Here is a 13,491-nt window from a genome sequence, read left to right as displayed (position 1 = left end):
ATCCGCGTGGAGGGGGGTTCCGTCGCGGGCTCGACTCCCCTATCGCCCCGAGCGATGTCCCCCGACGCTCTTCTCCCCCTGCTCAAATCCACATTCGGTTTCGACGCCTTTAGCGGGCGGCAGGCCGATGTCGTTGCGCGGGTGATGGCGGGTGCGCATACGCTGGCGGTGATGCCGACGGGGGCGGGCAAGTCGCTGACCTACCAGCTTCCCGCCGTGGCCCTCGACGGCTGTGTCGTCGTCGTATCGCCGCTGATCGCGCTGATGCATGATCAGCTGCGCGGTGCGCGCGCGGCGGGGATTCGCGCCGCCAGTCTGACCAGCGTCGATGCCGATTTCGCCGACACGCGCCAGGCCTATCGTGACGGACAGCTCGACCTCCTCTACATTGCGCCCGAACGGGCGACGGGCGAGGGGTTCCGGTCGCTGATGGCGGTGCGCGCGCCCGCGCTGTTCGCGATCGACGAAGCGCATTGCGTTTCGGAATGGGGGCATGATTTCCGCCCCGACTATCGCCTGCTCCGCCCGCTGCTCGACGCCTTTCCGGCGGTACCGCGGCTCGCGCTGACCGCGACGGCCGACAAGCACACGCGCGAGGATATATTGGTCCAGCTCGGCATCCCCGCCGAAGGGCTGATCCTCGCGGGGTTCGACCGGCCGAACATCCGCTATCGCATCGCGCCGCGCGGGGCGCCGGCAAAACAGCTTACCGAATTCATCGCCGCCAATCCGGGGCCCGGGATCGTCTATTGTCCGACGCGCGACGGGACCGAACGGATGGCTGCGAAGCTCGCCGCCGCCACCGGGCGCAGCGTGGCGGCCTATCATGCCGGGCTCGACCCCGAACGGCGCGCGCGGGTGCAGCATGATTTCGTCGCCTCCGAAGATGGCATCGTCACCGCGACGGTCGCCTTCGGCATGGGGATCGACAAGCCCGACGTACGTTTCGTCGCGCATGCCGGGCTGCCGAAATCGATCGAGAGCTATTATCAGGAGACCGGGCGCGCGGGGCGCGACGGCGATCCCGCCGAGGCGTTGATGCTGTGGGGCGCCGAAGATTTCGCGCGGGCGCGGATGCGGCTGGGCGATCTGCCCGAGGACCGGCTGGCAGGCGAGCGCGCCCGGTTGAATGCGCTCGCGGCGTTGGTCGAGACGGTCGAGTGCCGCCGCGCGCTGCTGCTGCGCCACTTCGGCGAAGACCCGCCGACGCGCTGCGGCAATTGCGACAATTGCCTCGACCCGCCGAAGCAGGTCGATGCGACGGTGTTGGCGCAAAAGCTTTTGTCGGCGGTCTATCGCACCGGACAAAGCTATGGCGCGGGGCACGTCGAGGCGGTGCTGACGGGGCGGCGTGACGAACGGATCGCCGCGCGCGGCCACGACAAATTGTCGGTGTTCGGCATCGTCGAGGGGGAGGATGCGCGGCTGATCAAGCCGCTGGTGCGCAGCCTGATGGCACGCGAGGCGCTCGCCGCGACCGAGCATGGCGGGCTGATGTTCGGCCCCGCCGGGCGCGCGGTGATGAAGGGCGAGGTGCCCGTGCTGATGGCCGAGCCGCCTGCCCGCCGCCTGTCGCGCGCCGGGCGCGGCGATGGTGCGGCGGCAAACCCGGTCGGCGACCCCCTGTTCGATGCGCTGCGTGCGACGCGGCGCGACCTTGCGAGCGAGGCGGGCGTGCCGCCCTATGTGATCTTTCACGACGCGGTGCTGCGCGCGATGGCGAGCGAGCGTCCCGCCTCGCGCGCCGACCTTGCGTCGATTCCCGGCGTCGGCGCCAAGAAGCTGGAGGCATGGGGCGATGCCTTTCTGGAGGTGATCCGGCAGTTCTAGGAAAGATCGCTATCGCGCAACCTTGTTGGCACCTTCACGCTTGTCAGCAATCAGCGCAGGTTTATAGATCGCGGCATGAGCGACTTTCGAGCCTTGACCCCGACCTATTCGGTCGCGCCGCAAATCAGCATCGAGGATGTCGCCGCGGCGAAGGCGGCAGGCTTTGCGATGATCGTCAACAACCGCCCCGACGGAGAGGACCCGGGCGCGCCGCAGGGCGATGCCATCGCGCATGCCTGCGCCGCCGAGGGAATGGCCTATGCCGCCATCCCGATCGGCCATTCGGGGTTCAGCCATCCGCAGCTCGACGCGCTCGATACGTTGCTGGGCGATGCGACCGGGCCCGTGCTCGCCTATTGCCGGTCGGGTACGCGCTCAACGCATTTGTGGGCGCTGACGCGCGCGCGGGCCGGCGACGATATCGACATGCTGTGCGATGCGGCCGCGAACGGCGGCTATGATCTGTCGGCGCTGCGGCCGATGATGGACGCGCTCGCAGGTTAGCCATGACGGTGAGCGACCTTATCCAGCTCGCGGGATCGCTGGTGGCGGTCTTGGTCGTCGCCTGGCTGGTCAAGCGCATGGGCCTGGGCGCCGATCCGCGGATTGCCGACGCCGCGCATGCGATCCGCCTTGCCGACGAGGCCGAGACGGGGTTCGGGGGGATAGAGGTCGCGCGCGACCGCGCGGGCTTTGCCGCGATCGTCCGCAACGCCGCGGGGCAGATGATGCTGGTGCGGGCGCACGGCAATCATTTCGCAGCGCGGCCGGTCGACGCAGCCGTGGTTGGACGGCTCGACAAGGATTTCCTGACATTGACGATGCCCGAGCGAACCTTCGGGTCGGTGACGCTGCAACTCGGGAAAGACGCGGGGGTATGGGCGGCGCGGATGCGGGATGTGGCGCATGGATGATCTTCCCAACCCGGTAACCTATGCGGTGCCCGCCTTTATCCTGTTGCTGATCGCCGAGATGATCGTGTCGCTGCGCCGCGACAAGAGCCGGTACGAAACGCGCGACACGCTGACCTCGCTCCTGCTTGGTACCGGTAGTCAAGTGGCCGGTGCGGCGGTCGGCGCGGCGGTCGTCGGCATGGCGGTGTGGGTCTATCAATTCCACCTGTTCGACATCGGCATCGCGCTCAAACAATGGTGGTGGGCGTGGATCCTCTGCTTCGTCCTCGACGATCTGGCCTATTATGCCTTTCATCGCAGCGCGCACCGCGTCCGCTGGTTCTGGGCGAGCCATGTCATCCATCATTCGAGCCAGCATTATAATCTGTCGACCGCGCTGCGGCAGACCTGGACCGGCTTTTTCAGCCTGGCCTTCCTGTTCCGTCTGCCGCTGTTCCTGATCGGCTTTCCACCCGCGATGGTCTTTTTCTGCGGCGGGCTCAACCTGATCTACCAGTTCTGGATTCATACCGAGGCGATCGGGCGGATGCCGCGCTGGTTCGAGGCGGTGATGAACACGCCATCGCACCACCGCGTTCACCACGGCGTCAACCCGCGCTACCTCGACGCCAACTATGCCGGGGTCTTCATCGTGTGGGATCGGATGTTCGGCAGCTTCGTTCCCGAACGCGACGACGATCCGGTTCGCTATGGCATCGTCAAGCAACTCGGCAGCTTCAACCTTTTGTGGGCCGCGGTCCATGAATGGGTCGGGATCGCCAAGGACGTGTGGAGCGCGCCGTGGCGGCACAAGCTGTCCTATATCTGGCGCGAACCCGGCTGGAGCCACGACGGCAGCCGGATGACCAGTGCGATGATCAAGGAGCGATGGGCGGCCGGCCGCCCCGCCGAGGAGCCGGCTGCGGAATAGTCTTCGCCCGCCGCGACAACGCGCTTGCCTCGCGGGCTAATGACATTCATGTAAGTCGCAATTGACCACCGATCGGGTGGCGAGGGGAGCGGCTTTATGGATCAGTTCGACATCATCGTCATCGGCGGCGGCAGCGCCGGGAGCGCGGCGGCGGGACGGCTTGCCGAGGACGGCACGCGGCGTGTCTGCCTGATCGAAGCCGGCGGGTCGAACGACAATATGTGGGTGAAGACGCCCGGTTTCATGCCCTTCATCCCCAAGAAGTCGAATTATCAATATGATACGGTTCCGCAAAAGGGACTAAACGGCCGCACCGGCTACCAGCCGCGCGGGCGCGGGCTGGGTGGATCGAGCGCGATCAACGCGATGATCTATATTCGCGGGCACGCTTTCGATTACGACCAATGGGCGGCGCTTGGCGCGAGCGGCTGGAGCTATGCCGACGTGCTGCCCTATTTCAAGCGCAGCGAGGGCAATGAACGCGGCGCCGACGAATGGCACGGTGACGACGGTCCGCTCAACGTGATGGACCAGCGCTGGCCCAATGTGACGAGCCGCCGCTTCGTCGAGAGCGCGGCGGCGCTGCAATTGCCGCGCACCCCCGATTTCAACGGCGCGCAGCAGGAAGGCTTTGGCCTGTATCAGGTGACACAGAAGGGCGGCGAGCGTTGGTCGGCGGCGCGCGCCTATGTCGAACCGCTGCGCGGGCGCGCCAATTTCGCCATTCGCACCGGCGCGCTGGTCGAAAAAATCATCGTCGAAAACGGCCGCGCGACGGGCGTGGCGATCCGCCGCGGCAACGCGCGCGAGACGCTGCGCGCTGCGGGCGGGGTGATCCTGTCGGCCGGTGCTTTCGGGTCGCCGCAGCTGCTGATGCTGTCGGGCATCGGACCCGCCGCCCATCTGAAGGCGATGGGGATCGATCCGGTGGCCGACCGTGCGGCGGTGGGGGCCGATCTGCAGGACCATATCGACTATGTGTCGAGCTGGGAAACGCGCTCGGGCGACCCCTTCGGCGACAGTCTGGCGGGCAGCTGGCGGATGCTGAAGGCAATCTTCGAACATCGCACCGGGCGTACCGGCATCATGACCACGCCCTTCGCCGAGGCGGGCGGCTTCTGGAAATCGCGGCCCGACGTCGCTGCGCCCGATATCCAGTTCCACTTCGTGCCCGCGATGCTGGAGGATCACGGCCGCACCAAGGTGAAGGGGCATGGTTTTTCGTGCCACGCCTGCGTCCTGCGCCCCGAAAGCCGAGGCAGCGTGACGCTCGCCTCGCCCGATGCAGCGGCTGCACCCATGATCGATCCCGGCTTCCTGACCGACGACCGCGACATGGCGACGCTGCGCGCCGGGGTGCGGATGATGCACCGCATCGTCGCCGCGCCGCCGCTGTCCGACTATGCCGGCGTCGATCGCCACCCGGTGAATATCGACGATGACGCCGCGCTCGACGCGCTGATCCGCAGCCGCGCCGACACCGTCTATCACCCGGTCGGCACCTGCCGCATGGGCAGCGACGCCGACGCGGTTGTCGACCCGACGCTGAAGCTGAATGGCGTCGATGGCCTGTGGGTTGCCGATGCGAGCATCATGCCCCGCCTCGTCAGCGGCAACACCAATGCGCCGAGCATCATGATCGGCGAACGCGCCGCCGATTTCGTCAAATCCGCGCTGCAATAAGCGGCCTTTGCCGCGGCGCGCAAAAGCATCGCGGCGGCCGGAGTCTTTCGCGGCGAAGGCGTTCGGCGCGACCGATTCGGCGGACCGGGGCGTGCAGCCCTCGGCGATGCCTCGCTATACGAGAGGCCTGAAAAAGCGCGGCTTTTCAGGGGTGCCTGCGAAATGGGCAAAAAAAGAGGGCCAGGACTTGCGTCCTGGCCCAGCCTTTCAGGCTCTCCCCTCCTGAAACTGTTGACAGGCTGAATGCCATATTAATGTCATGATGGGAAGGCCTAATTTCGCGGCAGCGCTGCCCTTTTATTGTGCAGTGCAATCTGCACAAAAAAATGGCCGGGGCGCTTTCGCATCCCGGCCATGAGTGGTTCGCAGGAGGAACCTGGTTAGGACCCCGCCGCCCGTTTGAAAGAGGAGAGAGCGGCGGCGGGTATCCTGTCTCGTGATTACATATTGTAGGCGCGTTCCCCATGTTCGCCGAGGTCGAGGCCTTCGCGTTCGACTTCTTCGGTGACGCGGAGCCCGGTGAGCGCCTTGGCGACATAGACCGCGATGACGGTGCCGATGGCGGCCCAGACGATCGCGACGAGGACAGCGACGATCTGGGTTACGACCTGAGGTCCCATCGCGAAATCCTCACCACCGGGACCGCCGAGGCTCGGAGCGTAGACGATGCCGGTGCCGATGGCGCCGACGATGCCGCCCACGCCGTGGATGCCGAACGCATCGAGCGCGTCATCGTAGCCGAGCTTGGGCTTGAGGACGGTGACGACGTAGAAGCAGATGAACGCGGCAACCGCGCCGAGGACGATCGCGCCGAACGGACCCGAATTGCCCGCTGCCGGAGTGACCGCGACGAGGCCGGCGATGATGCCCGAGCAGAAGCCAAGAGCCGACGGCTTGTGACCGCCCAGCTTTTCGGCGAGCATCCAGGCAAGGCCGGCCGAGGCGGTGGCGACGAAGGTGTTGATCATCGCGAGCGCCGCAGAGCCATTGGCTTCGAGCGCCGAACCGGCGTTGAAGCCGAACCAGCCCACCCACAGCAGGCCGGTGCCGACCATGGTCAGCGTCAGCGAGTGCGGCGCCATGATTTCCTTCTGATAGCCGATACGCTTGCCGAGGATCATCGCCGCGACGAGTGCCGAGACACCGGCGTTGATGTGGACCACGGTGCCGCCCGCAAAGTCGAGTGCCGCCGGCAGATCGGTGCCGAACATCTTGCCTTCAAAAAGGAAGCCGCCAACCGCCCACACCATGTGCGCGATCGGGAAATAGACGATCGTCAGCCAGATGACGCCGAAGACGAGGGCTGCCGAAAATTTCATGCGTTCGACCGTCGCGCCCAGAACCAGCGCCAGCGTGATCGCGGCGAAGGTCATCTGGAAACAGATGAACACATATTCGGGCAGCTTGAAGCCGTCCGAGAATGTATCGGCAAGGCTGTCGGGCGTGACGCCGGCGAGAAAGAATTTGCCCCAGGAGATGAAGGCATTGCCTTCGGGGCCGAAAGCGAGGCCATAGCCGTAGCAAACCCAGACGATCATCGCGAGACAGGCGACCGCGCCGATCTGCGTCATCGTCGAAAGCATATTCTTGGTGCGCGTCAGGCCGCCATAGAAGAGCGCAAGGCCGGGCAGGATCATCGCCAGGACGAGCACGGTCGAGGTCATCATCCAGGCGGTATCGCCCTTGTCGACGACGGGTGCGGCTTCGGCCGCTTCCTGCGCCCAGGCGGGCAGCGCCGCGAACAGCGCGAGGCCGCCAGCCGCGGCGCTCGCCGCGATCTTACCGACCCCCATTTTCTTTGCGAACGTCATATTTTCCCCCTTCGTCATCACAGCGCCGCCTCGCCGGTTTCACCGGTGCGGATGCGCACGGCTTGCCCGACGTCGAGGACGAAAATCTTGCCGTCGCCGATCGACCCGGTTCCGGCGCTTTGCTGAAGCGTTTCGACGACCCGCGGTGCGAGCGCATCGTCGCAGACGAGCTCGATCTTCACCTTGGGCACCATGTTGGTTGCATATTCGGCGCCGCGATAGATTTCGGTCTGGCCCTTCTGCCGGCCGAAACCCTTGACCTCGGTGACGGTCATTCCTGCGATGCCCAGCCCGGTCAGTGCTTCGCGCACCTCGTCGAGCTTGAACGGTTTAATGATAGCAAGGATCAGCTTCATGATGCCCCCTTTTGCTTATGGCACCATGTTGCGGTGCAACAGCCGTGCCAAATTGCGACGAGGGCGGGAAAGTTAACATTTTGTGACGGTTTTGGCGCCGGTGGCGTGCCGGATCGTTCACGCGGCAGGCAGGCTAGGCAGGGGTTTGCCTAAATTTTGGGCATATCATTCCCCTCCCGCAAGCGGGAGGGGTTAGGGGTGGGCAACGACGCTGCGATGGCCCGCCCCGCTGCGACTAACGAACAAAGTCGCAAGTCTCGCTGCCCCTCCCGCTTGCGGGAGGGGAATCTGCTCAGTCTTCCATCGTTTTGAACCGCGCCCAGATCGGCAGATGGTCGGACGCGCGCGCGGCGAGCGCGCTCTGGTGGACGCCGGCGTCCACGGCTTCGAGCTCGGGCGAGGCGAAGATGCGGTCGAGGCGCGCGACGGGCTTGCGGCTGTGAAAACTGTGGCCGGTATCGACGAGACGGTGATGCTCGCCGAAATCGTGGAGGCAGCCGCCGCGATTGCGCCATTCGTTGCAGTCGCCCATCAGCACCGTTGGCAGCTTTTCGCCTTCGGCGACATGCGAGAGGATGGCGCGCGCCTGCTGGCGCCGGCGCAGCCCCGAAATGTCGAGATGCATGCCCACGACGCGGAGCCGCGTATCGCCGACGCGCACCGTCGCGGCGACCGCGCCGCGCGGTTCGAGCGTTGGCAGATGGAGCGCGTGACTCTCCTCGACCACGACGCCCTTGCGCACGAGCAGCGCATTGCCGTGCCAACCGATCGCATAGGGGCGGCCGTCCAGCAGGTCGACGGGAACATAGTCGCTATGATCTTCGAACATGTGCGGCGGGATCGCACTCGCGCGCGTGCCGAAGCGGCGGTCGGCCTCCTGCAAGGCGACGATGTCGGCATCGAGCTCGCCAAGAACCGACAGCACTCGCCCCGGATCGCGGCGGCGGTCGAGGCCGATGCCCTTGCGCATATTGTAGCTGGCGACCTTGATCATGGGTGCGGGCGGGATCATGGGAGAGGGCGGGCTGCTTTCATTGCGGTAAAGACGAACGGCGGCGGGTCCGGGTTGCAGCCGCCATCTTCATCCTAGGCGATCCCGAACTCCGCCATCAAGGCGCGCGCGTCGGCAAGATCCTCGTCGAGCACCATGACGCGGACCGGAATCGCGAGCCCGACGCTTTCGGCGATATTCATCCCGGCGTCGAAGCAGACCGCAGGAACTCCGGCGCTTTCGAGGCGACCGCGCAGCAATTCGGCCTCGGCGCCGTTCGGCATCCGCACCAGTTCGACCAGCGCCATTCAGGCGTCGCCCGCGATATAGCGGTCGGTCGGCCGGGTCGGCAGTCCGTCGATGCTGCGCGTGCGGCCCTTGAACTTTTCGGTCCATTCGACCGGATCGGCCTGACGATGATATTTCTGCAGCGTGTCACGTTCGTGCTGCAATTCCATCATCGGCACGCCCCAGCCGCAGCTCGTCTGCACGCTGTCGATATCGATGACGAAGATCTGGCGCGTGCCGGGGAGCAGACTGAACTGCGCCGCGAGCGCATCCCATTCGTCATCCTGCGGCAACACCGCGCGGCCGCGGCCATAGAGGCGCAGGATCAGCGCGCTGCGGTCGAAGGCGCAGAACATGATCGTGATGCGTCCGCGGTCGGCTTGTTCGGCCGCAAGATGCGCATGGGTTTCGTTCCCCGATCCGCCGAGGTCGAGATAGGCGACCTGGCTGCCGGACAAGATGCGGAAGCTGTCGGCATAGCCCTTGGGCGACAGGTTCACGCGCCCGTCGGCGGCCGCGGTCGCGACGAAGAAGATAGGTTGCTTCTCGATGAAAGCGACGTGCTTATCGGTCAGCGCGTCGAAAAATTCGGCCATGGCAAAGCTCCGTTCGGCGGCCGGTCTATCACCAATTCTTGCCCTCTTCTATCGCCGCCTGCTCATCGGCGCGGGTTGCGCGGCCGAGGGCGGCATTGCGGTGGGGAAAGCGTCCGAAACGGTCGATAATGTCGAAATGCTTCTGCGCATAATCGTGGAAGACGGGATCGGCGAGTTCGGACATCAGGCGCAGCGATTCGCGCTGATCGGCGATATCCTCGCTATGTTCGAAGGGCAGATAGGCGAACTGGCGCCGTGCGTCGGGCCAGTGCTGGTCCCAGCCTTGCGCGACGATGCCGCGCGCGATCTGGCGCGCCAGATCGTCGGTTGCAAAGGCCTCTGCGCTGCCGCGAAAGATGTTGCGCGGCACCTGGTCGAACAGGATGGTCGCGGCGAGCGCGGTGTCGGGGTCGGTCAGAAAGGTCTCGGCAGGCTGGCTACGCAGCGCCGCCAGCCAGTCGGCTGCCAGATCGCGCACCGCGACATCGAAATCAGCCCCGCCGCCATACCAGTCGTCCATTCCGTGGCTGTCGAACCAGAAGGTGAGCAGCCTGTGCGGCCAATCGGCGGGCGGCGGCGGGGGAGAGGGGAGGTCGTCGTCGAACATTCCCCTTATCTATCAGTTCGATCCCGCGCGCCGATAGGGGGTAAATTCGCCGAGCGAGACGAAGCCGTTATACATGTGGCTGCTACGGTCGTGCAGTTCGACCGTGTCGATCGAACAGAGCTGCGACGTGGTGGTCTTGGTAACAAGCACATCGTCGCCGTCGAGGCTGTCGGCATTTTTCGGCCGGTTGACCCACAGGGTGTCCCCGATGCGATAGACGATAGCGGTCTTGTCGATGACCTGGCTGCTCGTGACGGCCGAGAGCGAGATGCAGTCGCGCGCCTTGCCGGCGACGCGGCCTTCGAGCAGCTTGGCAAGCTGCGCCTCGGGTGCGAGCTTTTCGCGCGCGGTGGCGGCAGCGGGAACCGCCGCGACAGCGGCGGCGGCGATGATGGCGGTAATCAGCGGACGCATGACAGGGCTCCTGCGGTTCGAAATGTCCTACCCCTCCCCACTCCATAGACGGAGACGCGTGAACCGAGCCTGAAAGCGCCGGCGGAAATCAGCAGGCGCCGTCGGGCAGCGGGATGCCGAGCGGTCCCTTGCACTTCGTTTTCTTGGGCGGTTCGGCGGGGGTGCTGGCGCTGCCGCTGCTGCCGCCCATCGCGCCCATGCCGCCCATATCGGCGCCGACGAGCAGCATGGTGTGCGACCGGAAGCGCACCTTGGCGGTCCAGTCGATATTCCACACCGCATTGCCCGCGGGCTTGGGCGGATAGGAGAAATTGGCTTCGGGACCGAAGGCGTTAAGATTGCCGATCATCATTTCGCCAGACGCTTTCTTGACCTCGGCCGGGATCTGGCAGCTCGTCTGCGATGGCGGCATCACGATCTTTTTCGTGATCAGGTTGGCGACGACCGACGGGGGGAGCCAATCCCACAGGCCGCCGCCGAATTCCTTCGATGCGCTGCTCGTCCACCAGACCATGTCGCCATTGCCGCCGCCGCGGTCCATGCCGCCGATCGTCCATGCGACATAGCCGGTCGCGGGCTGGAGCGCGCCCCAGCGGATCATCACCGATCCGTCGGCCTGTTGCGCGGTCGAGGCCTGGAGACCCGGCATGTAATCCTGCGCGAGATTGAAATTGATGTCCGACCCGACATTGCTGTTGATCCGGTGCGCCCCGATCAGCGACGACCCCGCCTGCGGCTGTTTGCCGCCCTTGCTGTTCGGCCAGTCGACATAGGATTTGCTGTTCGCCTGGCTGACCTCGCGGATGATCGGCACCGCGCTCGAGAAGAGGCCGGGCGGAACCTGTCCCGCCGCGACCTTGGCGAAATCGATGATGACCGGCTGGCCGGGACCGGCCTTGGCGCCGCAGCCCCAATAGAGCAGCAGTCGCCCCTTGGGCCGTTCGAATTCGGGGGTGTAGCTGCCTTCGGCGCGCGGCGGCGCGATCAGCGGCACCGATTTGCCGAGCTTGGCCTGCGGTTCGAAATAATGATCGCCCTTGGGCGGCGGCGCGGTCGGCGACTGGTCGGAGCCGAGACGGAGGTTGAGCGTGTAGGCGACGCGGCTCGACGGGTCGCCGCCGAACATCATGCTCATCGCGCCGCCCAGGCCGCCGCGACCGCCCCCCGCCATCGCGGCGAAACCCGACATCGTCGCGACGTCCATTTCATAGCGTTCCTTGGGGCCGGTGGTCTTTTGCGCCGATCCCGGAACGGCGGCGAGCATCGCGGCAACGGCGGCGACGGACACGAAACGCAGACTCGAACGCATGCAAACCTCCCTGTTGTGGGGGTGCCCCACGGATGATGCGACCGAAATCTATTTTTGTTTGGTCCTCTATATGCGCGGATCGGGCGAACGCCAAGTGAGGGCTGTCACAGTCTTCGTCATTGCGAGCGAAGCAAAGCAATCTCGAGTCATCGCCGTTGCGCAAGGCCGGGCGCTTGAGATTGCTTCGTCACTTCGCCCTTCGCGATGACGCGATTGTCAGGCTGTCCCGCCGACCGTCAGACCGTTCACCAGCAGCGTCGGCTGGCCGACGCCCGCGGGGACGCTCTGCCCTCCCTTGCCGCAGATGCCGATGCCTTCGTCGATCGCCATGTCGTTGCCGATGCCGCTGACTTTGGTCAGCACGCTCGGCCCGTCGCCGATCAGGGTCGCGCCCTTGATCGAGTCCCCGATCTTGCCGTTCTCGATCTTGTAGGCTTCGGTGCAGCTGAACACGAACTTGCCCGACACGATGTCCACCTGTCCGCCGCCGAAGCTCTTGGCGAAGATGCCGTTCTTGACGCGGCTCAGCAGCTCGGCGGGATCGTCGTTACCACCCCGCATGAAGGTGTTGGTCATCCGCGGCATCGGCGCGTGCGCAAAGCTTTCGCGGCGACCATTACCGGTCGGTTCGACGCCCATCAGCCGCGCATTGAGGCGGTCCTGCATATAGCCCTTGAGGATGCCGTCCTCGATCAGCACGGTCTCGCCCGTAGGCGTACCCTCGTCGTCGATGCTGAGCGAACCGCGGCGACCGCCGCCGACCGGGCTTTCCATCGCGCCGTCGTCGACCACGGTGACGCCCGCCGCCGCGACGCGTTCCCCGATCCGGCCCGAAAAGGCGCTGGTGCCCTTGCGGTTGAAATCGCCCTCGAGCCCATGCCCGACCGCTTCATGGAGCAGCACGCCCGGCCAGCCGGGGCCGAGCAGCACGGTAAATTCGCCGGCGGGGGCATCGACCGCGCGCAGATTGACGAGCGCCTGATTCAGCGCCTCGTCGATCGCGCGGTTCCACTGCGCCTCTTCGAAGAGGTGATCGTACATATAACGGCCGCCGAGGCCGAAATAGCCGCTCTCGCGCCGTCCATTTTCTTCGACGACGATCGAGACGTTGAGGCGGACGAGCGGGCGGATGTCGGTTGCGAGGAAGCCGTCGGCGCGGACGATTTCGACCACCGACCAGCTACCCGCGAGCGCGACCGACACCTGCACGATGCGCGGATCGCGCGCGCGCGCAGCGGCGTCGATCTTCTGGCAGAGCTCGACCTTCTTCGCGAAGGGGACGAGGTCGAGGGGGTTCGCCTCGTCATAGAGGTGGCGGTTGGTGCGCGGCGGCGGGCCGGCGGGTGCCTGTTTCGCGGGATCGAGCAACGCCAGCGTTTCGGCGGCGCGACGGATCGCGCCGGCGCTGACGTCGCTGGCATGCGCAAAGCCCGTCATCTCGCCCGTCACGGCGCGCAGCCCGAAGCCGGCGTCGGTCGAATAATCGGCGGTCTTCAGACGCCCGTCGTCGAAGCCGAAGCTCTCGGTCGCGCGATATTGCAGATAAAGCTCGCCATCGTCGGCCTTCGCCAGTGCCTCGCGCGCGAGTTTCTGCGCCAGATCGGGGTCGAGCGCATCGGCGCGGTAGAGGAAGCGGCGGGGATCGGTGGGGCTTGTCATGCGCATGATATAGGCGCGCATAGCGATGGCGCAAAGCCCGTTCGGTGCCGCCGTGCCGCGGCGCTTCAACGACGGGCGGTGCGCGGCCTTGCAGCGCTCCCCGTTTCAGCGGCAGGAACTACA

At 65.9% G+C, this 13,491-nt stretch carries 14 protein-coding genes; 5 read left to right on the top strand and 9 right to left on the bottom strand.

Annotated elements, in window-relative coordinates:
• The first annotated feature begins 54 nt into the window (after positions 1-54).
• The 5 genes from recQ to STE01S_RS01890 all read left to right on the top strand — a co-directional run bounded on the left by recQ (position 55) and on the right by STE01S_RS01890 (position 5,337).
• Positions 55-1,830: a DNA helicase RecQ gene (recQ, locus tag STE01S_RS01910; RefSeq protein ID WP_062764302.1), complete on the top strand. Its 1,776-nt coding sequence runs from the start codon at positions 55-57 to the stop codon at positions 1,828-1,830.
• A 75-nt stretch (positions 1,831-1,905) separates the two neighbouring features.
• Positions 1,906-2,334, top strand: a complete 429-nt coding sequence (locus STE01S_RS01905) for a protein tyrosine phosphatase family protein (RefSeq protein WP_003043089.1) — start codon at positions 1,906-1,908, stop codon at positions 2,332-2,334.
• A 2-nt stretch (positions 2,335-2,336) separates the two neighbouring features.
• Entirely contained in the window at positions 2,337-2,744 is a 408-nt protein-coding gene (locus STE01S_RS01900; protein WP_062764300.1) for a hypothetical protein, read from the top strand.
• The gene (locus STE01S_RS01895; RefSeq protein ID WP_058811139.1) at positions 2,737-3,654 is read left to right on the top strand and encodes a sterol desaturase family protein; all 918 of its coding nucleotides are present in this window, start codon (positions 2,737-2,739) and stop codon (positions 3,652-3,654) included. Before STE01S_RS01900 ends, STE01S_RS01895 begins: the two co-directional genes overlap by 8 nt.
• Positions 3,655-3,750: 96 nt before the next feature.
• Positions 3,751-5,337, top strand: a complete 1,587-nt coding sequence (locus tag STE01S_RS01890) for a GMC family oxidoreductase (RefSeq protein WP_062764298.1) — start codon at positions 3,751-3,753, stop codon at positions 5,335-5,337.
• 440 nt (positions 5,338-5,777) lie between these two features.
• Here the strand turns inward: STE01S_RS01890 and STE01S_RS01885 are convergent, their stop codons facing one another.
• The 9 genes from STE01S_RS01885 to tldD all read right to left on the bottom strand — a co-directional run bounded on the left by STE01S_RS01885 (position 5,778) and on the right by tldD (position 13,368).
• On the bottom strand, positions 5,778-7,148 hold the full coding sequence (locus tag STE01S_RS01885; protein ID WP_062764603.1) for an ammonium transporter: 1,371 nt from the start codon (positions 7,146-7,148) through the stop codon (positions 5,778-5,780).
• A gap of 17 nt (positions 7,149-7,165) precedes the next feature.
• The gene (locus STE01S_RS01880) at positions 7,166-7,504 is read right to left on the bottom strand and encodes a P-II family nitrogen regulator (RefSeq protein ID WP_003043080.1); all 339 of its coding nucleotides are present in this window, start codon (positions 7,502-7,504) and stop codon (positions 7,166-7,168) included.
• Between the two features lie 292 nt (positions 7,505-7,796).
• Entirely contained in the window at positions 7,797-8,498 is a 702-nt protein-coding gene (locus STE01S_RS01875; protein ID WP_058811296.1) for an endonuclease/exonuclease/phosphatase family protein, read from the bottom strand.
• 92 nt (positions 8,499-8,590) lie between these two features.
• Entirely contained in the window at positions 8,591-8,803 is a 213-nt protein-coding gene (locus STE01S_RS01870; RefSeq protein WP_003043073.1) for a putative signal transducing protein, read from the bottom strand.
• Positions 8,804-9,379 carry a pyridoxamine 5'-phosphate oxidase family protein gene (locus STE01S_RS01865; RefSeq protein WP_062764296.1) on the bottom strand — a complete coding sequence of 192 codons (576 nt, stop codon included), beginning with the start codon at positions 9,377-9,379 and terminating at the stop codon, positions 8,804-8,806.
• A 28-nt stretch (positions 9,380-9,407) separates the two neighbouring features.
• Positions 9,408-9,986, bottom strand: coding sequence for a DUF924 family protein (locus STE01S_RS01860; RefSeq protein WP_062764294.1), 579 nt, complete (start codon positions 9,984-9,986; stop codon positions 9,408-9,410).
• Between the two features lie 12 nt (positions 9,987-9,998).
• Complete coding sequence (locus tag STE01S_RS01855) at positions 9,999-10,400, bottom strand: hypothetical protein (RefSeq protein WP_003043068.1); 402 nt, start codon at positions 10,398-10,400, stop codon at positions 9,999-10,001.
• 88 nt (positions 10,401-10,488) lie between these two features.
• Entirely contained in the window at positions 10,489-11,709 is a 1,221-nt protein-coding gene (locus tag STE01S_RS01850; RefSeq protein ID WP_062764292.1) for a hypothetical protein, read from the bottom strand.
• Positions 11,710-11,925: 216 nt separating this feature from the next.
• Complete coding sequence (gene tldD, locus STE01S_RS01845) at positions 11,926-13,368, bottom strand: metalloprotease TldD (protein WP_058811297.1); 1,443 nt, start codon at positions 13,366-13,368, stop codon at positions 11,926-11,928.
• Between the last annotated feature and the right edge of the window lie 123 nt (positions 13,369-13,491).

The organism is Sphingopyxis terrae subsp. terrae NBRC 15098 (genome assembly GCF_001598815.1).
GTDB classification, from domain to species: Bacteria; Pseudomonadota; Alphaproteobacteria; order Sphingomonadales; family Sphingomonadaceae; genus Sphingopyxis; species Sphingopyxis terrae.
This window is presented reverse-complemented; position numbering and strand designations above follow the sequence as displayed.

Excerpts from the sequence above, each read along its gene's own strand:
- recQ (WP_062764302.1), top strand. The coding sequence starts at position 55 with ATGTCCCCCGACGCTCTTCTCCCCCTGCTCAAATCCACATTCGGTTTC.
- STE01S_RS01905 (WP_003043089.1), top strand. The coding sequence starts at position 1,906 with ATGAGCGACTTTCGAGCCTTGACCCCGACCTATTCGGTCGCGCCGCAA.
- STE01S_RS01900 (WP_062764300.1), top strand. The coding sequence starts at position 2,337 with ATGACGGTGAGCGACCTTATCCAGCTCGCGGGATCGCTGGTGGCGGTC.
- STE01S_RS01895 (WP_058811139.1), top strand. The coding sequence starts at position 2,737 with ATGGATGATCTTCCCAACCCGGTAACCTATGCGGTGCCCGCCTTTATC.
- STE01S_RS01890 (WP_062764298.1), top strand. The coding sequence starts at position 3,751 with ATGGATCAGTTCGACATCATCGTCATCGGCGGCGGCAGCGCCGGGAGC.
- STE01S_RS01885 (WP_062764603.1), bottom strand. The coding sequence starts at position 7,148 with ATGACGTTCGCAAAGAAAATGGGGGTCGGTAAGATCGCGGCGAGCGCC.
- STE01S_RS01880 (WP_003043080.1), bottom strand. The coding sequence starts at position 7,504 with ATGAAGCTGATCCTTGCTATCATTAAACCGTTCAAGCTCGACGAGGTG.
- STE01S_RS01875 (WP_058811296.1), bottom strand. The coding sequence starts at position 8,498 with ATGATCAAGGTCGCCAGCTACAATATGCGCAAGGGCATCGGCCTCGAC.
- STE01S_RS01870 (WP_003043073.1), bottom strand. The coding sequence starts at position 8,803 with ATGGCGCTGGTCGAACTGGTGCGGATGCCGAACGGCGCCGAGGCCGAA.
- STE01S_RS01865 (WP_062764296.1), bottom strand. The coding sequence starts at position 9,379 with ATGGCCGAATTTTTCGACGCGCTGACCGATAAGCACGTCGCTTTCATC.
- STE01S_RS01860 (WP_062764294.1), bottom strand. The coding sequence starts at position 9,986 with ATGTTCGACGACGACCTCCCCTCTCCCCCGCCGCCGCCCGCCGATTGG.
- STE01S_RS01855 (WP_003043068.1), bottom strand. The coding sequence starts at position 10,400 with ATGCGTCCGCTGATTACCGCCATCATCGCCGCCGCCGCTGTCGCGGCG.
- STE01S_RS01850 (WP_062764292.1), bottom strand. The coding sequence starts at position 11,709 with ATGCGTTCGAGTCTGCGTTTCGTGTCCGTCGCCGCCGTTGCCGCGATG.
- tldD (WP_058811297.1), bottom strand. The coding sequence starts at position 13,368 with ATGACAAGCCCCACCGATCCCCGCCGCTTCCTCTACCGCGCCGATGCG.